Annotated in this window: 21 protein-coding genes; 12 read left to right on the plus strand and 9 right to left on the minus strand. The window is 70.4% G+C overall.

What is annotated here, in order from left to right; all coding sequences use genetic code 11:
• Window positions 1-1,662: 1,662 nt before the first annotated feature.
• Window positions 1,663-2,358, plus strand: a complete 696-nt coding sequence (locus ACZ7GX_RS11635; RefSeq protein WP_498775500.1) for a TetR/AcrR family transcriptional regulator — start codon at window positions 1,663-1,665, stop codon at window positions 2,356-2,358.
• A 1,010-nt stretch (window positions 2,359-3,368) separates the two neighbouring features.
• Here ACZ7GX_RS11635 and ACZ7GX_RS11640 read toward each other — a convergent pair.
• Window positions 3,369-4,184, minus strand: coding sequence for a helix-turn-helix domain-containing protein (locus ACZ7GX_RS11640; RefSeq protein ID WP_498775502.1), 816 nt, complete (start codon window positions 4,182-4,184; stop codon window positions 3,369-3,371).
• A gap of 1,271 nt (window positions 4,185-5,455) precedes the next feature.
• Between ACZ7GX_RS11640 and ACZ7GX_RS11645 the strand changes: the two genes are divergently transcribed.
• Window positions 5,456-6,013, plus strand: coding sequence for a hypothetical protein (locus ACZ7GX_RS11645; RefSeq protein WP_498775504.1), 558 nt, complete (start codon window positions 5,456-5,458; stop codon window positions 6,011-6,013).
• A gap of 4 nt (window positions 6,014-6,017) precedes the next feature.
• Entirely contained in the window at window positions 6,018-7,238 is a 1,221-nt protein-coding gene (locus tag ACZ7GX_RS11650) for a DUF6239 family natural product biosynthesis protein (protein WP_498775506.1), read from the plus strand.
• A gap of 6 nt (window positions 7,239-7,244) precedes the next feature.
• Here ACZ7GX_RS11650 and ACZ7GX_RS11655 read toward each other — a convergent pair whose 3' ends face one another.
• Window positions 7,245-7,454, minus strand: coding sequence for a DUF2795 domain-containing protein (locus ACZ7GX_RS11655; protein WP_498775508.1), 210 nt, complete (start codon window positions 7,452-7,454; stop codon window positions 7,245-7,247).
• Between the two features lie 60 nt (window positions 7,455-7,514).
• Window positions 7,515-7,940 carry an Hsp20/alpha crystallin family protein gene (locus ACZ7GX_RS11660; protein WP_498775510.1) on the minus strand — a complete coding sequence of 142 codons (426 nt, stop codon included), beginning with the start codon at window positions 7,938-7,940 and terminating at the stop codon, window positions 7,515-7,517.
• Window positions 7,941-8,113: 173 nt separating this feature from the next.
• Between ACZ7GX_RS11660 and ACZ7GX_RS11665 the strand changes: the two genes are divergently transcribed.
• Both ACZ7GX_RS11665 and ACZ7GX_RS11670 read left to right on the plus strand, forming a co-directional pair.
• Window positions 8,114-8,299 carry a hypothetical protein gene (locus ACZ7GX_RS11665; RefSeq protein ID WP_498775699.1) on the plus strand — a complete coding sequence of 62 codons (186 nt, stop codon included), beginning with the start codon at window positions 8,114-8,116 and terminating at the stop codon, window positions 8,297-8,299.
• 116 nt (window positions 8,300-8,415) lie between these two features.
• Window positions 8,416-8,754: a VOC family protein gene (locus ACZ7GX_RS11670; RefSeq protein WP_498775512.1), complete on the plus strand. Its 339-nt coding sequence runs from the start codon at window positions 8,416-8,418 to the stop codon at window positions 8,752-8,754.
• 14 nt (window positions 8,755-8,768) lie between these two features.
• Here ACZ7GX_RS11670 and ACZ7GX_RS11675 read toward each other — a convergent pair whose 3' ends face one another.
• The gene (locus tag ACZ7GX_RS11675) at window positions 8,769-9,344 is read right to left on the minus strand and encodes a TetR/AcrR family transcriptional regulator (RefSeq protein WP_498775514.1); all 576 of its coding nucleotides are present in this window, start codon (window positions 9,342-9,344) and stop codon (window positions 8,769-8,771) included.
• Window positions 9,345-9,428: 84 nt separating this feature from the next.
• Here ACZ7GX_RS11675 and ACZ7GX_RS11680 point away from each other — a divergent pair, with 84 nt between their 5' ends.
• Window positions 9,429-10,235 carry an SGNH/GDSL hydrolase family protein gene (locus tag ACZ7GX_RS11680; RefSeq protein ID WP_498775516.1) on the plus strand — a complete coding sequence of 269 codons (807 nt, stop codon included), beginning with the start codon at window positions 9,429-9,431 and terminating at the stop codon, window positions 10,233-10,235.
• A 55-nt stretch (window positions 10,236-10,290) separates the two neighbouring features.
• Here the strand turns inward: ACZ7GX_RS11680 and ACZ7GX_RS11685 are convergent, their stop codons facing one another.
• From ACZ7GX_RS11685 to ACZ7GX_RS11705, 5 genes are all read right to left on the minus strand, one after another.
• Window positions 10,291-10,707, minus strand: a complete 417-nt coding sequence (locus ACZ7GX_RS11685) for an RbsD/FucU family protein (protein ID WP_498775518.1) — start codon at window positions 10,705-10,707, stop codon at window positions 10,291-10,293.
• Window positions 10,708-10,714: 7 nt separating this feature from the next.
• Window positions 10,715-12,175, minus strand: coding sequence for a family 43 glycosylhydrolase (locus tag ACZ7GX_RS11690; protein ID WP_498775520.1), 1,461 nt, complete (start codon window positions 12,173-12,175; stop codon window positions 10,715-10,717).
• A 322-nt stretch (window positions 12,176-12,497) separates the two neighbouring features.
• Window positions 12,498-13,061, minus strand: coding sequence for a YdeI/OmpD-associated family protein (locus ACZ7GX_RS11695; RefSeq protein WP_498775522.1), 564 nt, complete (start codon window positions 13,059-13,061; stop codon window positions 12,498-12,500).
• 43 nt (window positions 13,062-13,104) lie between these two features.
• Entirely contained in the window at window positions 13,105-13,392 is a 288-nt protein-coding gene (locus tag ACZ7GX_RS11700; RefSeq protein ID WP_498775524.1) for a hypothetical protein, read from the minus strand.
• 81 nt (window positions 13,393-13,473) lie between these two features.
• Window positions 13,474-14,040, minus strand: coding sequence for a CGNR zinc finger domain-containing protein (locus ACZ7GX_RS11705; protein ID WP_498775526.1), 567 nt, complete (start codon window positions 14,038-14,040; stop codon window positions 13,474-13,476).
• A 129-nt stretch (window positions 14,041-14,169) separates the two neighbouring features.
• Here ACZ7GX_RS11705 and ACZ7GX_RS11710 point away from each other — a divergent pair, with 129 nt between their 5' ends.
• The 6 genes from ACZ7GX_RS11710 (at window position 14,170) to ACZ7GX_RS11735 (ending at window position 20,178) form a co-directional block, all read left to right on the plus strand.
• Window positions 14,170-15,027, plus strand: a complete 858-nt coding sequence (locus ACZ7GX_RS11710; protein WP_498775528.1) for an alpha/beta fold hydrolase — start codon at window positions 14,170-14,172, stop codon at window positions 15,025-15,027.
• A gap of 314 nt (window positions 15,028-15,341) precedes the next feature.
• Window positions 15,342-16,313, plus strand: a complete 972-nt coding sequence (locus ACZ7GX_RS11715; protein WP_498775530.1) for an arabinan endo-1,5-alpha-L-arabinosidase — start codon at window positions 15,342-15,344, stop codon at window positions 16,311-16,313.
• Window positions 16,314-16,576: 263 nt separating this feature from the next.
• A complete protein-coding gene (locus ACZ7GX_RS11720; protein WP_498775532.1) occupies window positions 16,577-17,803 on the plus strand; it encodes an ABC transporter substrate-binding protein in 1,227 nt (408 codons plus the stop codon).
• Complete coding sequence (locus tag ACZ7GX_RS11725; RefSeq protein WP_498775534.1) at window positions 17,800-18,771, plus strand: carbohydrate ABC transporter permease; 972 nt, start codon at window positions 17,800-17,802, stop codon at window positions 18,769-18,771. Before ACZ7GX_RS11720 ends, ACZ7GX_RS11725 begins: the two co-directional genes overlap by 4 nt.
• Window positions 18,768-19,604 (plus strand): carbohydrate ABC transporter permease, encoded by an 837-nt coding sequence (locus tag ACZ7GX_RS11730; protein ID WP_498775537.1) that lies wholly within the window; start codon window positions 18,768-18,770, stop codon window positions 19,602-19,604. The genes ACZ7GX_RS11725 and ACZ7GX_RS11730 overlap by 4 nt, the downstream gene beginning before the upstream one ends.
• A gap of 4 nt (window positions 19,605-19,608) precedes the next feature.
• On the plus strand, window positions 19,609-20,178 hold the full coding sequence (locus tag ACZ7GX_RS11735; RefSeq protein ID WP_498775539.1) for a hypothetical protein: 570 nt from the start codon (window positions 19,609-19,611) through the stop codon (window positions 20,176-20,178).
• Window positions 20,179-20,319: the final 141 nt, after the last annotated feature.

Raw genomic sequence — 20,319 nt, forward strand, 5'->3', positions numbered from 1 at the left:
TTCGTGAATACGGCGGCACTTCTCGCTGGCCCGATCTTCACCACCCCAGATGGCCTTTGTGCGAAGCCCCCATAACTCCGCACCGTGAAGGACGCTAGCAGGGCCGGGTGCCGCTGGTAATTACCCCGGAACCAGAACCGCAATCTGCGAGACGACTGTGGGCCGTTGTGCCCAACCGACAGGGCCGCACGGGGGTACGCGGACGCATCCGAGCACCGAAGCGCCCCGTCTTCGGTCACGAAGAGTGACCACTCGAGCGGCCACCGCGAAGGCCCCGCCCGATCCCGACGGGAACCACGCCCGTCGACGTCCACCCGTGCCCGCCGGCGGCGGGACCGATCGCCTGACAGGCGTCGAAACGGTCGCCGCACGGCGTCGGGCCGTCACCCGGCGGCCACCCGGTCGGCCCCGACGGCCACCGCTCCCCTGCCCCTGATGAACGATGCCACGTCGGCCGGCATCACGGGCAGTGATCGCCGCCGGGAAATTCCACCCGACGATTCCCTCCATTAGCCTACCAGCGCTCCGGACCCTGTCGCGGCTCCACGAGCGAAAGTCGGCGCACTCCCCCGAAGCTCCCGGATCGTGGACCCACATCGGGATCCCGCAGGCCGGCACAGCCGTCCACACAGCCGTCCGCACCGCCGGCCCGGCCGGGGAACCAGGCCGTCGATCACGCTCGAAAGCCGACTGCCCGGCGTTATGCCCGACAGCTTCGCGACCGATTCCTCCCATTCCCCCGCGAACCCGCGAACGCCCGCAAGAACACCACTTGCTTGACCGATGCGACCTGCGTTAGCGTTGCCCGGACCAGATGCTAGGGATGGTTCCCTTACATGAACTGAACCGTCGACCGAAGCCACGGGCGAACGTCCGACAGCCGGGCGCCCCGACGCCGATCACCGGGGCCGGAAACGGGAAGTGGGAATGAGCGCAGAACCGCGGACAGGTGGCCCGCGGGCCACCGGCGGCTCCGCCGATCCCCCGCACCCGTCGTCGATCGCCGTGGTCGCCAGGGCGACCAGCTTCCTCAAGCCCATCGCGGACTCGGCACCCCAGGCCGGCTCCGCGGTGGCGCCCGCGGTGGTGGAGGAGAGGTCGGCGCACCGAGTCGCCCGCTCCACCACGGGCGGGGCAGCGGCAATCCCCCGACCGCTGCCTCGCCCCACCCCGCCGCCTCGCCCCACCCCGCCGCCGACGGCGCGGCGGTGGAACGCTCCACTGTAGACGGCTGTCGGCCGTTCTCCTTCCCGCGCTTGGGTTTGCGCCGTGACGAAGCCGCGCTCCGCAAGAGCGCGACGGATGTCGGTTCGGCTTGCCGAACGGTCCGGCGAGGGACGAGTCCGGTGTCGACGCACGGCCACCACGCCGCGTCACCGCCGTGCCGGGCGTCGGCGCGGCCTCGCCGCCGCGACACACCCGGCGCGACCCGTGCGAGCGCCCGGTCGCGCGACCGATCAGCGCGAACACGCTCCGAGACCTTTGACCACGCGCCGCGACGATCCGACCGTTCCGGGGCGGACCTGGGGGTGTCCGACCGCGGTGCCGGGCTCGTCCGGGTGCCGTCCACCCTCGTTCGGGGCGTGGAAAAGTCACACGGATGCCGCAAGTTAGCATAACAACGTTACACAAAGAATAACGGCGTTGTGCAACACTGTCAAGGTGAGTCCACGCAAGCTGGATCCCGGAACCCGTGCCGCTCTCGTCGACATCGCGGCGAGGCTCCTCGCCGAGCACGGCGCCGAGGCGCTGTCCACCAGGAAGATCGCCGCCGAGGCCAGCACGTCGACCATGGCCGTCTACACGCACTTCGGCAGCATGAGCGGCCTCGTGCGGGAGATGGTGCACGAGGGCTTCACGCGCCTGGAGCGCCAGTTCGCCCAGGTGCGGCGGACCGACGACCCGGTGGCCGACATGATCCTGCTGGGGTACGCCTACCGGCAGAACGCCAAGGCGAACTCCCACCTGTACGCGGTGATGTTCGGCGGGCAGTCGCTGGCCGGCTTCTCCCTCACCGAGGACGACCGCCAGTACGGCCGGTACACGCTGGTCACGGTCGTCGACTGCGCCACGAGGTGCATCGAGTCGGGCCGGTTCAGCCAGAACGACCCGCTGCTGATCGCCCACCAGATGTGGATCGCGACGCACGGCCTGGTCAACCTGGAGCTCGGCGGCTACCTGATCGACCCGGTCGACGCCGACCGCTGCTACGACTCGATCCTCAACGGCCTGCTCATCGGCGTCGGCGACGATCCCGCCCTGGTGGCCGCCTCGATGGCGGCGTCGACCAAGCGCCGGCGACGCGAGGCGGGGGCCGACTCGGAGCCCGCGGGAGCCGTCACCGGCACCCGCCGCTGACCGCCTCCACGGCCCAGCGGACCGCACCACCCGCCTCCACGGGTCAGCGGACCGCACCGCCCGCCTCCACGGGCAGGTGACGGCGGACCCGGCGAACAGACCTGCGAACCACCCGGCACCCGGCCCGAACGGACCGGGCAACCGCCCCCTCGCGAACGCGTGCACCCGACGGCCTGGCCCCGGCAGATCAGGCGAACCGGCCTCGCACGAACGCCGGCAGCGACCGGGCCGCCCATCACCGGTACTGCGGGGCTGTTTCCACCGCCGTCGATCCGCGCGTCGACATCCGAGCCCAGGCCCAGCTCCAACGTCCGCCAGGCGTCGACCAACCCGGGTGCGTCACGAGGTCGTGCATCGTCCACTTCGGACACGACGGGATGCGGATGGTGGCGGGCGGATTCATATTGATTTGCAACGATGCGAAAGTTACCTGCGCGGTGCGGCGCGGGAGGTCGTCTTGCATCCGCGCCAGGCCCGGTCCTGGTAGCGGTCCTGGTAGCGGATCGGGCGCTCCTGGACCGCGTGTGGCGGGGTTGGCGGGGGTTGGCGGGGTCACGCGTTGTGTCGCGCGTTGGCGCGACTCGCAATCGGGTGAACGCCGTGGTGGGTTCGGGCCCTCACGGTCCGGAGTGATTCCTGCTTCCCCCGGCTGGTCCTGGGACATTCCACGCGGCGGCCGATGGCTACGGCGCTCCGAAGGGGCATTGGGCCATTCGCGAATCACTGGGCCATTCGCCTGCCCCGGGTGTGCCGCGGAGTCCGCGCTCGGCTCCGGGGAAGTGACCCGACTCAGCGCGCAGCGACGCCCCATAGTCCGACGCAGCGCACGACGAGGGCCCGGGCGACGGCTCGACGCGCGGCGCCGGCCCCGCAGTCCCGGCTCGGCGCACGACCGAGGACCCGACCCGCTGCCCCGACCAGATCCACGACCGAGGACCCGCTGCCCCGACTCGGCGCGCGACGATTACCCGCCGTCCCGGTTGGGGCGGCGGGTAATCCGGGAAGCGCCGTCAGCTCGCGGCGGCCGCGTCCACCGCCACCGTGCGGATGTACTGCAGCGCGAGCAGCACCGACGGGTCGAGCGCGTCGATCGGGCGCAGGTTCAGGTCGACGTTCTCGACCCGCGCACCCGGCCTGACCACCACCGGACCGCACGACCCCACGTTCAGCACGCGGTTCCGGCCCAACGACCCCCGGTCCGGCACGGCGCCACCCCGGCCCAAAGCCACGGAATGGGCCTGTAAGTGCCAAGTCCCCGGCGGCACGTTGGTGAGCACGAACGGTCCCGGCCGTTGCAGCATCGAGCAGTGGACCGGCTTTCCGCGCGGCACCCGTTCGGGGAACAGGTTCAGGAAGATGATCGCGGGCGGACAACCCAGAGGCGCGCGCACCTCACCCTGCAGGGTGGACGTGCGGTTGTCGGGACTGCGCCTGGGCAGCGGCGTCGGCTCGGTCAGCCCGCCCAGCTGGCGGTACGTCGTCGGCGGAACGCCGACACTGGCGCGGAACTTCGAGCTGAACGTCCCGACGCTCGTGTAACCCACCCGATGGCTGATGTCGGTCACGGTCAACGAGGTGCACACGAGCAGCCGTTTGGCCTCTTGCACCCGGATCGCGGCCAAAAATCGGCCGGGCGAGACGCCGGTAACGCGTTGGAACGTTCGTGAGAAGTGGAACTTGCTGTACATGGCGGTGCGGGCCATGTCGTCTATCGTGAACTGCTCACCCAGGTTCTCGTGCATGAAGTCGATGACCCGACCCACGGCACGTTCAATTACACCTTCCACTACGACCCCCAATTCGTAGTCAATGACCGGTGAATGCATCACCCCGACCGGCCGGCCGACTCATCGAACGGCGATGAATCGGCGTACCAGCCTGTCGCGGTCCCCCAGTGAACCGCCAGTAAATCCCCAGTGAAACCCCAGTGCCCCCCGTGCTGACGATTTCCGGCAAGCTACCAGGGGCGCGACAGCGCGCACAAGCAGCAAGGATGCGGTTGACGAGCACGTCCGGTGATGAGCCCTTGCCCCATCCGATGGAATCGTGAACGCCGCTCGCCTCCATTTACCGCCGACCCCGGACTCACATTCCGTCATCAACTGGACTCGGATACTGCGCCTTTCGGGTGACGCCGGCGACCGCGGCCCCAGTCGCCCGGTCGGACCCCGGACCACCCGATCGGCCGCCGGAGGTCGTCCCCATGGATATATCGGCGATCAGCCGCCGCGCGCTTCAGCCTGAATGCCGCAATCCCGAAGATGCGCCGACCACCACCCGGATGAACGCCCGCACAACGCCCGATCGCCGCACAACGACCATTCCGGCCATCACCGGCCATTCACGCGGACGACGGCCGCCCAACGCGACCCTCCGTCGACCCGGCGACCAAGGCCCGACCACACCGATCCCGTTGCGCGACAGGGCGAACCCGGGACAGCACAGCACGGCGCACCCGGCGGGTTGGGGCCCGCGGGGTACGCGCGTGCGGCCGCGCGGATGGGCCGGTACCAGCCCATCCGCGCCAGCGGCGGTCACTCAGCGGACCGCCCGTGCGCTCCGCTCGGACGAGCTGGGGGTCCCGTCGCGGAGTCGGAGCACGGCATCGGCACGGAATCCGGCCATCGCGGTGCCCGGCAACACGACCTGAAAGGTCGCGGCCACCGGCACCCCCGAAGCTTCGGTCCGCAGTCGACGTCGTGAACCACACGCTACCGATCTTGGTCCTAAAAAGCAACTTGCTGGTATGAAGTTCCTACTAGAACCGGGTCGGACGCTCGCCACACCCCGCCGGCCATAGCACGCGCCGCGCAATCCCGCGTCCGGCGAAAGTGTGCATTCCTGCCACCGGCGAGGGCCGTGAGAGCTGATACCACAACCGCAAACCAGAAGAGGAGCAGCGCATAGGAACGCTATACAGTCGACGTGCGGTTGCCGCGCGGTCATCGGGGACGACCACCGTACCGGCGCGTGGACCAATGACCTTCTCCACGATTGCGCACTCCGCACAACGGCGTTCTTGGCGCGTCCCGAACCCGGTATCGTCGCTGGTCAGGGCAATCGGCCCGACCGAGGCCGGCGCAGCAGGAGGAAATCCATGGTCGACACTCAAGCCCATACCCATTCCACGGGTGGTCCGCTCAACACGCTCCGGCACAAGCCCGCGCTCTACGCCTTCACGCTGATCGTGGTCGCGCACTGGGTGGAGCACATCACCCAGGCCGTGCAGATCTACGCTTTAGGCTGGCCCGTGCCACAGGCCAAGGGCGCGCTGGGCCTGTGGTTCCCGTGGCTGGTCACGTCCGAGGTCATGCACTACGGCTATGCGCTGGTCATGCTCGTGTTCCTCTTCGCGCTGCGAAAGGGGTTCGTCGGCCGCTCGAAGACGTGGTGGACGGTCGCGCTCGGCCTGCAGTTCTGGCACCACATCGAGCACCTGCTGCTGATCATCCAGGCGTCCGCGTCGACGAACCTGCTCGGCAAGCCGGCGCCGACGAGCATCATCCAGCTGATCATCCCGCGGGTGGAGCTGCACCTGTTCTACAACACCGTGGTGTTCATCCCGATGGTCATCGCGATGGTGCTGCACATGCGGCCGACGCGCGAGGAGCGCGCGGAGATGCAGTGCACCTGCGCGGTCGGCGCAGCGGCCTGATCGCATGCACAACCACGGCGCCGTCGGCCTGCCGCTCGGCTTCACCCTCCTGCGGCTGATCCTGCTCGGCGCGGTGACCGTGGTCGCCGGTTGGGCCCTGGCCCGACCGTTCGTGCCCGCCGCGTCGGGGTTGTCGACCCGACGCGCGGTCACCGGGTTCGCGGGCATCGGCGGCGTCGTGGTGCTGCTCATCGCGGAAGCGTCGTGGATGCCGCCGTTGGCCGCGGTGGCGTTGATCGGCCTGCTCGCCGTGCCTCCCGCGTTGCGCGTCGAGCGGCCGGTGATCGGCCGGCTCGTGGTGGTGGCCGCCGTCCTCGCGACGGTGGCCGCCGGCACGTGGTTCGCCGGACCGCCGTCGTCGTTCGCCTACATCACGTTGATGGCCGCGTTCGTCGCGGTGTCCTGGCTCGCGCTGTGCCCGCCGACCGCGGTGGTGCGCGTCGTCGGCGCGGCCGTGGGCGTGACCCTGCTGGCGGGCCTCGGCCAGGTCACGATCGCCGGGCAGCTCGCCACCCCGGCCGCCGGCGACCCGCTGCTGACCCGGGTGGCCCTCGGCGAGAGCCCGGTGGACGTGCTCGTCGTGCCGCACATGCCCGGCTGGAACATCGTGCACACCACCGACGCACCGCTCTCGGTCGGCAACGCGCCGAACGCCTTGGTGCCCGCGCAGACGCGGGACGGAACCACGGGCCGGTGGGCGTTGGTGTGGCTGCCGGAGGGGCGCAGCGACCTCTGGCTGGACCGGGAGGGCACCCGGACCACCGTCCCGGTGGACACCGGCCGCGTGGCGTGGACCGGCCCGGACATCCGCGGCGCGGAGGGCCCGGAGTACGCGTCGGCGGTGTTGGCGGCGAAGCTGACCGGCAAGCGCGGCGACCTGCCGTGGCCCGGGCTGACCGGCGCCGACTCGGTGGCGTTGCGCGCGGAGGTCGCGTCGATCGGCGGGCCGTTCTCCGTCGTGGCGGACGACTCGCGGCGCGCGGCCGAGGCGGAGGCCGTCGTGCGCGAAGAGGCCGCACGCCTGGGCTACGCCATCACGCCAGGCTCTTCGGAAGTCCTGGTGCTCGGCGGCACACCGCCACCGGGCACGCGGCACCACCTCGCGCCGTGGCTGGCGCCGCCGGACCTGACGACGCCCGAGGCACGCCGGTACGCGCAGACGCTGTCGGCCGCCTTCCCCGGCGCCACGCCGTCCCGTTCGGGCCTCGCGGCCTGGTCCGGCTGACGGCCCTCACCGCGGCTTGTCGCCACCGCCGAGCTCGACCGCCCCGAACACCTCGTGCAGGCTCGCGTAGTCGGCCTCCGGTATCGCCCGCAGCGCCTGGACCGCGGTCGGGTCGCCCTTGCGGATCGCCGCGTCGAGCAGGTCGTCCTTGCTCGCCGGGAAGTCGACGTCGGTCAGGCAGTCCTTCAGGTGGTCGCGGGTCAGCGTCCCGGCCATGACTCCTCCAGCTCTTTCGCGCCTGCCGGTGCGATACCCCCGACCCCGTCCGCGAAACGCCTACCTGGTCGGCACCCGCACGACGACCATCCCGTCGAGCAGCCACGCGTCGATCCGCTCCACGTCCACCTCGGCCGGCACGGTCGCGCAGTAGTAGTAGCTGCGCGGGGAATCGGCCGGGCGCACCGTGATGCCCACCCGATCACGCCGGATCGGCGTGCCGTCGGACCGCAGGTCCTGGTCGCGGATCTCGACCCGGACGTCGCGCGGTCGCACGTCGTGCAGCAGGGTGGCGAAGAAGTAGGCCTGCTCGGTCACCGCGACGTCGACGAGGAGGGGCCGCTCGTCGGCCGTGGCCAGGTCCCAGTCCCGGCCGAGGTTGCGGCCGATCCGATCCCACCACACGTCCATCTCCACCACCGGATCCGGCCCGCAGCAGGGGCCCGTGCCGGGGTCTCGGCGTCGGACTGTCAGCCGCTCGACCACGACGCCACCTCCCGTTTACCTGGTCGTCTCAGTGGGAAGTACCCCGGTCGGGCACCGCCCATGCTGAGTCGATCGGGTGAATCGACACCGTCCGTGGTGAGGCCGACGGGTGAGCGCGGTTCGGCCGAACGCGCCGGGGTATTCCACCCGGGCAAGCACCCATCCCCAGGAGCATGGAGGAGGACGCGCCCATGCACCGCGAGAGCAGCAAGCACGGCCCGGTCAAGGACGACGAGCTCAAGCACGAGCTGGAGGGCACGTTGCGCGGCAACCGCCCGAGCCGGGCCGAGGAGTGGCGCGATCCCGAGCCGCCCGCGGACGACGACGTGACCGTGCCCGGCATCGACGAACCGCGGTAGCCGATCCTCCACTTCGGACGGTTCCGGCACGGACCGTCCGAAGTGCCTTGTTCATTGTTGCTCGATCCGCCGCCGGGGCGTTGACCGCGTTGTGCGGCGTCATTAACGTCGATCACGTGACCGCTGAACGCATCGCCCCCGTTGTCCCGACCGACGACCTCGCCGGCGCGGTCGAGCGGTGGTCGGCCTTGCTCGGCGTCGCGCCGACGTTCGTGGACGGCGACCGCTGGGCGCAGTTCGACGTGGCGGGCGGGCGGTTCGCCCTGTCCGGCGCGGACCGCGTCCACGACGGCCCGGCGATGCTGGTGAAGGTGCCCGACCTGGACGAGGCACGGACCCGCGCGCAGGCCCTCGGGTTCCAGGTCGGCGAGATCACCACCGGCCCGCACGAGCGGCGTTGCGTGGCCGTGGGCCCCGACGGGTACGCGGCGATCCTGCACAGCCCGTTGGGCTGAACTCTCCCGTCGCCTCAGCGCAGCGGCCTGACGACCGCGCGGGCCAGGGCTTCGGCGTGCGCACGTGGTGCGGCGGCGGCATCCGGACCTCCGGCGTAGTAGCGCAGGAACGCCTCCTGGAAGCACGCGCCGACGAGCAGTGACGCCGCCGCGTCCGGATCGGCGTCCGACGCGATCCGGCCGAGCGCCCGTTCGGCCCGCAGGTACTCGGCGAACGGCGTGGCGGCCTGCTCCGGACCGCCGCCGTGCCTGCTCATCGCCACCCGGTGGGCGGCCATCCGCTGCGGGTCCGAGAGCAGCGCGGCGAGCATCGGGATCGACCGCTGGTAGAAGTCGAGCACCGCGTGCGCGAGCTCGGCGAGGTTGTCCTCGACGTCGCCCTCCCCCGGCCGGACCGACACGCGGGACGGGCCGGGCAGCCGTTCCTCCAGCACGGCGAGGAGCAGCCGTTCCTTGTCGCCGAAGTACTTGTAGAGCGTGGGTTCGGAGACCTCCGAGGCGTGCGCGATCTCTTTGGTGGTGGCCTGCGCGACGCCGCGCGTGCGCAGGATCTCCGCCGCCGCGTCGAGGATCCGCTCCCGTGTGCCCATGCCGTCCCACCTCGCCGTTTGACAGGTTAGTGAATACTAGCTCACGATAGGGGCTAGTGTTCACTAACCTCTCTGGGGGACGGCATGTGGAGCAGGAAGCGGGCGGTCATCGCCCTGTGCGCGGTGCTGGTGGGAGTGCTCGGCGTGGCGGGCGCCGTGGGGTACCTGACGTTCGTGCGGTCGCCGGTGAACCCGCCGGCCGAGGCGTGCGGCGGGGACGGCGTGCCGGGGTCCGGGCCGGTCGTCGTCGCGGCCGGCGCGAGCATGACCAGGGGGACGCTCGGCGCGGACTGGGTGGGCGCCCTGCGGGAGCGCGGCCACCGGCTGGTCAACGCGGGCGTCAACGGCAACACCACTGCCGACCTGCTGGCGAGAGTCGACGCGGACGTGGTGGCGTGCCGACCGGACGCGGTCACGCTGCTGATCGGCACCAACGACGTGCGCGGGGACGTCCCGCTCGACGAGTACCGGGCCAACCTGCGCGCGATCGTGGCGCGCGTGCAGGCCGGGACGACCGCGCGGATCGCGCTGCTGTCGTTGCCGCCGCTGGGCGAGGACCTGGACAGCGAGCTCAACGTGGAGCTGCGCGGCTACAACGCGGCGATCGAGGAGGTCGCCGCCGAGGCCGGGGTGTCCTACCTGCCCGTGCACGAGCGGGTGGTGGAGGCGCTGCGGGAGCGGACCGACGAGCCGACGCCGTTCGGGTTCGACTTCGGGGTGGCCTACCTGGCCGCGGCCGAGCACTACCTGCTCGGGCGGGAGTGGGACGAGGTGGCGCGGGGCAACGGCCTGCGCCTGCTGGTGGACCACGTCCACCTGGGCGACCGCGGCGGCGCGATCGTCACCGACCTGGTCGACGGGTGGCTGTCCACACCGGACCCCGGCCGGTAGGTCCGGTCCCCCGACCCGCGCGCACGCCGGCGCACGCGGGTCGGGGGACCGGGGATCAGGAGATGGCGCCGACCGTCAGCAGCACGTTCGCGTAGTGCCGGCCGTCACCGGTCGCCACGCACACCGCCAGCTCCGGCGCGCGGCAGGCCGCGTAGAAGTCCTGCCGCGCCAACGGTTGCAGCGGCAGGTCGGGGCCGAGCACCCGCTGGTAGTCGGTCCACGCCTCCGGCGTGCCCAGGTCGTCGGGCCGCATGGTGTGCACGGCCTCCACCGGGATCGCCGACAGCACCGGCTCCAGCACCTCGTCGACCGTGACGAGGCCGGGGCGCAGGTTGAGGTGGATCACCTCGGCCCGGTGGTGGACGTTGGTCCGGTGCGCGTAGTTGGCGTCCGCGAGCAGGACCTTGGACCCGTGGCCCGCCGTGGCCAGGGCGTGCAGCAGCGGCGGGTGGATCAACGGGAAGCGCAGCACTTTTCGGTCACTCCAGGATGAACGTGGCGTCGGCGCGTGCGACGGCGTCGGGTGCGGTGGTCAGGTTGACGGTCGTGCCGTTGTGGCGGATGTACTGGCCGGGGAAGTTGGTCGACTCGAAGGACACCGCGGAGCCCGAGGCCAGGCCCGCGCGGCGGTGGAAGGAGGCGTCGGCGCGGAAGACGGCGCTGCCGTCGTTGCGCTCGACCCACATCTCGTGGTTGCGGTGCCGCAGGTAGTAGCCGGGGAAGTTGGTCGACTCCAGCGACACCGTGCCGGAGCCGTTCAGGCCCGTCACGACGCGGAACTGCGAGTCGGCCAGCGGGTTGACGTCCGCCTCGACCCGCGCCCGGTACTCCCAGTGCCGGACGAAGCGGTCCGGGTAGTTGTAGGACTTGAGCCGCACGGGCGTGACGCCGTCGGCGACCGGGATGCCGAAGTTCGGCGTGCCGTCGGAGTTCCAGTAGACCTTCTGCACGCGGGTGCGGCGGTTCGGGTCGCGCAGCGGGTCGCCGGAGATGTCGCGGTAGCTGCGGTCGTGGTAGACGAGGATGTCGCTCTGCCCGTCCTCGGAGACGGTGAACGAGTTGTGCCCCGGACCGTACTGGCTGGTCGACGCGTTGGACGCGAAGACCGGGTTCGCGCCCTTGGTCCACGACGACGGGTTGAGCAGGTCGGCGGACGCCGACGCGGTCAGCATGCCGAGGCAGTAGTTCGCGTCCGTGGCGCTGGCGGAGTAGGTCAGGAAGACCCGGCCGCCGCGCTGGATCACCGACGGCCCCTCGGCGACCTTCACCCCGCCGCGGGTCTCCCAAGCCAGCGTCGGCACGGTCAGCCTGGCCACCGACCCCGTGATGGACCACGGGGTGGAGCCCATGCGGGCGAGGTAGAGGTTGGAGTTCGTGGAGATGCCCGGCTCGGCCTGCGCCCAGGTCAAATACCGCACGCCGTTGACCACGAAGGTCGACATATCCAGAGAAAAGGTGTCCCACGGGACGTTGACCTTGCCGCGCTCGGTCCAGGTGCCGGTCAGGGGGTTGGCGCTGGAGTTCTCCAGCACGTACGGGCGGATCCGCCAGACGTCGTCGGTCCGGCCGGCGGCGAAGTAGACGTACCACTTGCCGTTGATGAAGTGGATCTCCGGCGCCCAGATGTGCGCGCCCATCTCACCCGACGAGTGCTTGCGCCAGATCACCGACTCCGGGGCACTGGCCAGGCCCTGGATCGTGGTCGCGCGGCGCAGGACGATCCGGTCGTACTCCGGCGCGGTCGCGGTGAAGTAGTAGTAGCCGTCGGTGTGCTTGAAGATGTGCGGGTCGGCCCGTTGGTTCGCCAGCGGGTTCGTGTACTGCACGGCCGGCGAGGCGTGCGCGGCGGGCGTGACGACCAGCCCCGCCAGAGCGGTCACGGCCACCACCGCGACCACCGCCAGCCTGCGGGCCCTCCACCGGAGAACGGCACTGTTCATCGGTTCCACTCCATCGTGGCGCGTCGGGATGCGAATGCGGCGCTGTTAACGCTAACAGCGCAGGTCCTCGCGCCTCAATACCTCTTTACGAGACGATTGAGGTCCCGGAACCGGCGAGCCGCGTCCGCTCCACCTTCGCGCGCCAAAGCGGCTGGTTACCGACGTGTTCTGCCGCCAGGGCTGGTGTTAGCGATAACATTGCGCTACCTTCGCCGACAACGCGAGCACCGACTTGGGGGGGGGGGGGGGGGGGGGGGGCCCCCCCCCCCCCCCCCCCCCCCCCCCCCGGCCCCCACTTGAAGATCCACTGTGGACTCGCCGGTCACGCCGCCAGCTCGGCCACGATCCGCCGCAGTTGGACGGCGCGCGCGGCCGGCGTCCTGGCCTTCATCAGCCGCAGGAACAACGCGTACTGCCGCGTCCGGTCGAGCCGCTCGAACCCCTCGCGCGCGCGTTCGTCGCCGGCCAGCGCCTCGGCCAGGTCGGGCGGCACGGTGGCGTCGCGCTGCCGCTCGTAGGCCGCGTCCCACCGGCCGTCGGCCTTGGCCGCCTCGATCGCGGCGAAGCCGGGCTCGCGCACCCGCCCGGCGGCGATGAGCGCCTCGGCCTTCTCGACGTTGACCCGCGACCAGGAGCTGCCCGGTCGGCGCGGCGAGTAGCGCTGGAGGTAGTGCTCGGCGTCGAGGCCCTTGCGGTGGCTGTCGATCCACCCGAAGCACAGGGCGACGTCGAGCGCCTCGGCGATGGTGACCGACGTCCGGCCCGACCCCTTCTTGGCGATCTTGAGCCAGACACCGTCACTCGTGCCGTGGTGCCGGGCCAGCCACGACTCCCACTCGGCGGCGTCGGCGAAGTCGAGGGCCCGGGTGTCGGTGAGCGCGTTCATGGACCCATCGTGCGGGGTGAAAGTGCTCACCGAGTGAGCACTTTCAGGCATCGGACTCGCGCCGTTCCGCCATCGTGTCGGGCGCGGACTCGGGGATCTCGGTGCGCACGTCGGAGTCGCGCAGCACCTCGCGGGCCTGGGCCTCCGGGTCGGCGCTGCCGGTCCGCTCCTCCTCGGGCAGCAGGTTCGCCCTGGTCCGGGACCTGCGGTCGACGTCGTTGCGCCGGTCGAACACCTCCGGCCGGTCGAGGTCGTGCGCACGCCTGACGCGCGCCTCCTCGGCCTCCGGGAGTTCCGTCGCGCCGAGGTCCAGCGGTTCCTGGTCCGTCATGGCCTTGCCATACCCCAACGGCCGCCGGTTGACGCACGGGCGTCAGGCGTGGCGGTCACGGCACCGCCGACCCGGCAGCGGTCACGGCGTGGCGCGCACCCGGCTGTGGTGGCGGCGGGCCTTGAGCCGGTTGCCGCAGCCCGTCATCGAGCACCACAGCCGCCTGCCGGTGCGTGAGACGTCCTGGAAGTGCAGCACGCACTCCGGGTTCGCGCACTTGCGGACGCGGTCCGGCGCCGCCTCGCGCACCACGACGAAGTCGCGCAGGCACGCCCAGGCCGCACGCCACCGCGGGTCGGGCACGTCGTCCCGCTCGACCCGGCCGCGCTCGTCGACCGCCAACCGCACCCGGCCGTGGTCCAGCAGGGCGTTGAGGGCGGCGTGGTCGGCCGGGTCCGCGATCACGGCGGCCACCGCGGCACGGGCCTCGCGCAGCGGTCGCCGCGACACGGGCCGGGCGGAGGGGAGCTCCCGGTCCGCGAGCCAAGCGACCGTGAGGTCGTCGTGGTCGAGCAGGTCGTAGGCGACACCGCCGACCACCCACCGGGTGTTCAGCAGGTCGATGCCCAGGGGTTGGTCCGCCAGCGGGCGCGCGGGCCAGCCCTTGGCCAGCAACGCGCCGGTCACGGCGTCATCGGCACCGAGCACCGGCTCCCCTTCCCTGGTCTAACCGTTCTGAGTCGCTTGACAGGTTAACACGGACCTGGTTGCCTGAGCGCCGTACCTAACCGTTCAAATGACTTAGAACGGTTAGATCCCTCGAGTCAGGAGCAGCCGATGACCTCGTACCGGTACGCCGACATCAGCGGGCAGCGCGTGTTCTACCGGGAGGCGGGCCACGCCGACGCCCCCGTCCTGGTGCTGCTGCACGGTTTCCCCACCAGCTCGCACATGTTCCGCGGGCTGATCGGGGAACTCGCCGACCGCTACCGCGTGATCGCGCCGGACCACGTCGGCTTCGGCCACAGCGCCGCGCCGTCGGTCGACGAGTTCGACTACACGTTCGACGCGCTCACCGACATCACCCTCGGCCTGCTGGAGCACCTCGGCGTGCGGCGGTTCGCGCTGTACGTCCAGGACTACGGCGCACCCATCGGCCTCAAGATCGCCTCACGCCACCCCGACCGCGTCACCGCCGTCATCACGCAGTCCGGCAACGCCTACACCGAGGGCTTCACCCCGTTCTGGGAGCCGCTGTTCGCCTACGCCACGAACCCCGGCCCCGACACCGAACCGGCGGTGCGGGCCCTGCTCACGCTCGACGCCACCCGCTGGCAGTACACCCACGGCGTCAAGGACCCGAGCCGGATCGACCCCGACACCTGGGCGCACGACCAGGCCCTGCTCGACCGGCCCGGCAACGCCGAGGTGCAACTGGCCCTGTTCCGGGACTACCGCAACAACCTCGACGCGTACCCGGCGTTCCAGCGGTACTTCCGCGAGACGCAGGTCCCGCTGCTCGCGGTGTGGGGGCGCCACGACGAGATCTTCGGCCCGGACGGCGCGCTGGCCTTCCGGCGCGACCTGCCCGAGGCCGAGATCCACCTGCTCGACACCGGCCACTTCGCGTTGGAGGACCAGTTGGACACCATCGCCGGGTACGTCCGCGGCTTCCTCGGGCGGGTCCTGGGCTGATCAGGCGGTCTGTGAGCGCTAACAGCGACAGCCGTCCCAGGTGCACAGCCTGCCTGTTATCGCTAACAGGCAGGCTTGCCCGCCTCAACCGGCCTGCGCTACGGTGCCCAGGAAGCGCTCCGGAGTCCGGCCGACCCGGCAGGCGACCGGAGGCGCGTCACGATTCTGCTCGCAAGGAGGCGAAGCATGAGTCCGCGCAGGCCGTTCGCTGCCGGGTCGAGACGCCGAGCCTCCCCGCTCCCAGCACCGCTGTAGTCCATTCAGGACACCAACGCCGCCGCGTCCAGTCCACCCCGAGAGCATCGAGGAAACCCGTGGCTGCACTGAGAAAACGCGTTTTCGCCACCTTCGTCACCGCGCTCGCCGTCACCGGCGTGACCGTCGTGGCCGCGCCGCCCGCGTCGGCCTACCCCGGACCAGGCGTGGTCACCGGCGACATCCGGGTGCACGACCCCAGCGTCGTCAAGAGGCCCGACGGCAGCTACCTCGTCGCGCACACCGCGGACGGCATCGGCCTGAAGACCTCGACCGACCGCACCGCCTTCCGCAACGCGGGCGCCGCCTTCCCCAACGGCGCCTCCTGGACCACCACCTACACCAACGGCAGCCGCAACCTCTGGGCGCCGGACATCTCCTACCGCAACGGGCAGTACTACCTGTACTACTCGGCCTCGTCGTTCGGCTCGAACCGGTCGGCGATCTTCCTGGCCACCAGCCCCAGCGGCAACGCGGGCACGTGGACCCACCGCGGCCTGGTCATCGAGACGCGCACCAGCGACAACTTCAACGCCATCGACCCCGACCTCGTCGTGGACGACCAGGGTCGCTGGTGGCTGAGCTTCGGCTCGTTCTGGTCGGGCCTGAAGATGATCGCGCTGAACCCGTCCACGGGCCTGCGCTCCGACTCCACGATCCGCGCCATCGCCGGGCGCAACGGCGGCGCGATCGAGGCGCCGAACATCGTCAAGCGCGGCAGCTACTACTACCTGTTCGTGTCGTTCGACTACTGCTGCCGCGGCGCGCAGAGCACCTACCGGATCATGGTCGGCCGGTCGACCAGCGTCACCGGCCCCTACGTCGCCCGCAACGGCACGGCCATGACCTCCGGCGGCGGCACGGAGATCCTCGCCGGCCAGGGCAGCGTCCACGGCACCGGGCACCAGGACGTGTTCTCGGACGTGGACAGCGACATCCTCGTCTACCACTACTACGGTGACGACGGCGCGTCCCGACTGGGCATCAACCTGCTGGCCTTCGATTCCGCAGGGTGGCCGTACGTCCGATGATCGCCGACCGGCCGTCCGCCACCGTCCGCCGCGGCTCGCGGTGGGCGGTGGCGACGGCCGCGGTCCGCGACGCCCGTTCGGCGGCCGCACGGCTTCCAAAGTGGGCATTGACGTTCGCGCAACCTGCTCGTAGCCTCCCGGAAAGCGCTTTCCCTGCTGCGCCGCGCGTCACGTCGGGAAGCGGTCGAGACCGGAGGGTTATCCGAATGGGTGCACTGAAACGTTTCAGAGGCCGAGTCCTGGCGACGTCGATGGTCGCGTTGTTGGCAGTCGCCTGCGGCGGCAGCGGCGACGGCGGCGGCGACGACGAGACCAAGGCCGGTCCCGCCACGCTGCGGTTCTCGTGGTGGGGGAACGCCGAGCGCGCCGAGTTGATGCAGAAGGCGATCGACCTCTTCCAGAGCAAGAACCCGGAGATCAAGGTCACGCCGAGCTTCCAGGAGTTCGAGGCGTACTGGCAGAAGATGGCCACCGAGACCGCGGGCGGCAACGCGCCCGACGTGATGCAGATGGACTTCGCCTACATCCGCGAGTACTCCGACCGCAACGCGCTCTACGACCTGAAGAAGCAGGACGGCAAGAACCTCGAGCTCGGTGACCTGCTCGAAGGGCTCAAGGGCGCGGGCGAGATCGACGGCAAGCTGTACGGCGTGCCGACGGGCGGCAACACGTGGGGCTACATCTACAACCCCGCGCTGTACGCCCAGGCGGGCGTCGAGGAGCCGAAGGAAGGCTGGACCTGGGACGACTACCGGGCCGCCGTGAAGACGATCGCGGAGAAGACCGGCGTGCCCGGCGGCGGCAACTACATCGGCAGCTACTACAACCTGGAGCTGCAGCTGCGCCAGGAGGGCAAGCAGCTCTACACCGAGGACGGCAAGCTCGGCTTCGACAAGCCGCGGTTGGCCGAGTTCCTCGAGGAGGGCAAGGCGCTGGCCGAGGCCAAGGTCACCCTGCCGATCGAGAAGGGCGTGCAGATCAAGCCCTCGCACGCGCTGGAGATGGACCTGATCGCCGGTGACCTCGGCTGGGACAACTTCATGGCCCGCTACGACAAGGGCGCCAAGGCGGAGTTGAAGCTGGGGCCGGTGCCGTCCGACAAGCCGGACGCCGGGGGGCAGTACCTGAAGCCGTCGATGCTGCTGAGCGTGTCGCAGAAGAGCGAGCACCCGGCGGCGGCGGCCAAGCTGGTGTCGTTCATGGTCAACGACCCGGAGGTCGGCAAGATCTTCGGCGCGAACCGCGGCCTGCCGCCGACGAACGCGCAGCGCGCGGCGGCGCAGCTCGAAGGCCCGCTGGCCGCCGTGGCGGCGTACGAGGACGGGTTGAAGGACAAGTTCGGCAAGACGCCTCCCGCGCCGCCCAAGGGCGCCGGGACGTTGGAGCAGGCGTTCATCCGGATCACCGAAGAGCTCCAGTACGGCCGCATCTCCGTGGACCAGGCGGTCGACCAGTTCTTCACCGAGGCGGAAGAGACCCTCGGGTCGTGAGCCGGGCGACGATCGCGCCGGAACGCGGCGCCGAGGTCGCCACGTCGCGGCAGGCGGGTGCGCGCAAGCGGACCCGCCTGCCGGGCGACGGCCTGGCGGGTTACCTGTTCCTGTCGCCGTGGATCATCGGGATCGTCCTGCTGACCCTCGGGCCGATGGTGACCTCGCTGTACCTCTCGTTCACCGACTACGACCTGTTCAACACCCCGACCTGGATCGGGTTGGAGAACTACCAGCGGATGTTCTCCGACGCGCGGTGGCTGCGGTCGGTCGAGGTCACCGCGATCTACGTGGCGCTGGCCGTGCCGATCAAGCTGGCCGCCGCGCTGGGCGTCGCCGTGCTGCTCAACGGCAAGCGCGCGGGTCAGGGCTTCTACCGGGCGGCGTTCTACGGGCCGTCGCTCATCGGCGGCAGCGTCGGCGTCGCGATCGTGTGGAAGATGATGTTCAGCGACGACTCGGTGGTCGACCAGCTGCTGCTGCGGTTCGGCATCGACACCGGCGGCTGGGCGGGCAACCCCGACTTCTCGCTGATGATGCTGGTGCTGCTGGCGACGTGGCAGCTCGGCGCGCCGATGGTGATCTTCCTGGCGGGGCTCAAGCAGGTGCCGCGGGAGCTGTACGAGGCGGCGGAGGTCGACGGGGCCGGCCGCGCGCGGCGGTTCTGGTCGATCACGCTGCCGATGATCTCGCCGGTGCTGTTCTTCAACCTGCTGCTGGAGACGATCAACGCCTTCCAGGTGTTCACGTCGGCGTACGTGGTCGGCGGGCCGAACGGGCAGCCGGCCGGCAGCACGCTGTTCTACACGATCTACCTGTTCGACCGCGGTTTCGGCGACTACCGCATGGGTTACGCGTCGGCGATGGCGTGGATGCTGCTGCTCGGGGTCGGCCTGGTCACCGTGTTCCTGTTCCGCACCGCACGGGGTTGGGTCTTCTACTCCGGGGACTCGGGGGACAAGCGATGAGGCAGTCGTTGACCAGGGTGGCGTGGCACGTCGGCGCGCTGGCCCTGCTGGCCGTCGTGCTGTACCCGATCGCGTGGGTGGCGGCGGCGACGTTCAAGCCGTCCGAGGCGATCGTCGGCAGCCTGCAGCTGTTGCCGACGGATCCGACGTTCGCGAACTACGAGCGGGTGTTCGAGGGCGTGGTCGGGATCGGCGTGGGCCGGTTCTTCTGGAACTCCGCCGTGCTGGCGGTGCTGTCGGTGGTGGGCACGGTCGCGTCGTCGGCGTTGGCGGCGTACGCGTTCGCCCGGTTGCGGTTCCGCGGTCGGACGGTGCTGTTCGGGATCATGATCGCGACGCTGCTGCTGCCGTTCCACGTGTTGATCATCCCGCAGTACGTGGTGTTCCAGAACCTCGACCTGGTGGACACGTACGTGCCGCTGCTGGCGGGCAAGTTCCTCGCGTCGGAGGCGTTCTTCGTGTTCTTGATCGTGCAGTTCATCCGGCAGCTGCCGCGTGAGCTGGACGAGTCGGCGAAGATCGACGGTGCGGGGCACTGGATCGTATTCTGGCACATCATCCTGCCGCTGTGCAGGCCGGCGCTGATCACCACGGCGATCTTCACGTTCATCTGGAGCTGGAACGACTTCTTCGGGCCGTTGATCTACCTGAGCACGCCGGACAAGTACCCCCTGCCGCTGGCGTTGCAGCTGTTCATCGACGAGTCGACGGGTTCGGACTTCGGGGCCTTGATGGCGATGTCGATGCTGGCGCTGGTGCCGGTGATCCTGTTCTTCTTGTTCTTCCAGCGGTTCCTGGTGGAGGGTGTGTCGACGTCGGGGTTGAAGGGGTGAGCCGGTGAGGCGGTTCTCGTTGTTCGGCGAGTGCCTGATGGCGGGGTTGCTCGTGCTGCTGGCCGCCCTGCCGGTGGTGACGCTGGTGCCGGCGCTCGCGGCCGGGTGCGCGCACATCAAGGCTCACGTCGACGGGGAGACCACGTCGGTCCGGTCGTTCTTCGAGCGGGTGCGGTCGGCGTTGCCCGGTGGGTGGGTGGTGTCGGTCGGGGTGGTCGGCGGCTTCGCCGTGCTGGTGGTGGACGTGGTGTTCTTGCGGACGCGGGTCGCCGGTGGCGGTGTCGTGGCCGTGGTGTGCGGGGTGGTGGCGGTCGGTCTGGCGGTGGTCGTGCTGCGTGCCGCGGCGTTGTGGGCGGTGGGTGCCCGGTGGCCGTCCGTGATGCGTGAGGCGGGGCGTCGTGCGGCGTCGGACTTCGGCGGCTCGTTGCTCTTGGTGATGTCACTGGCCGTGATGCTGATCGTGACGTGGCAACTGCCGCCACTCCTGCTCCCGATGGCCGGCTGCGTGCTGATGGCGGCCGTCGCCGTCGACCGCAGGCACAGCTCAGTCGCCAAACATCCACTTTCCCGCTAGACTGCCTCTGACCAGCGGTAACGCATCGACCCCCCGTCCACTATCGAGTGAATCTGAACTCGACCAACAATCGAAACGCCGTTATCGAAGCCCTGGAACGTCGGTTGGAACAACGAGGCCGGCAACCAACCCCCGCCCCGC

This window comes from Actinosynnema sp. NPDC037264 (genome assembly GCF_055603705.1).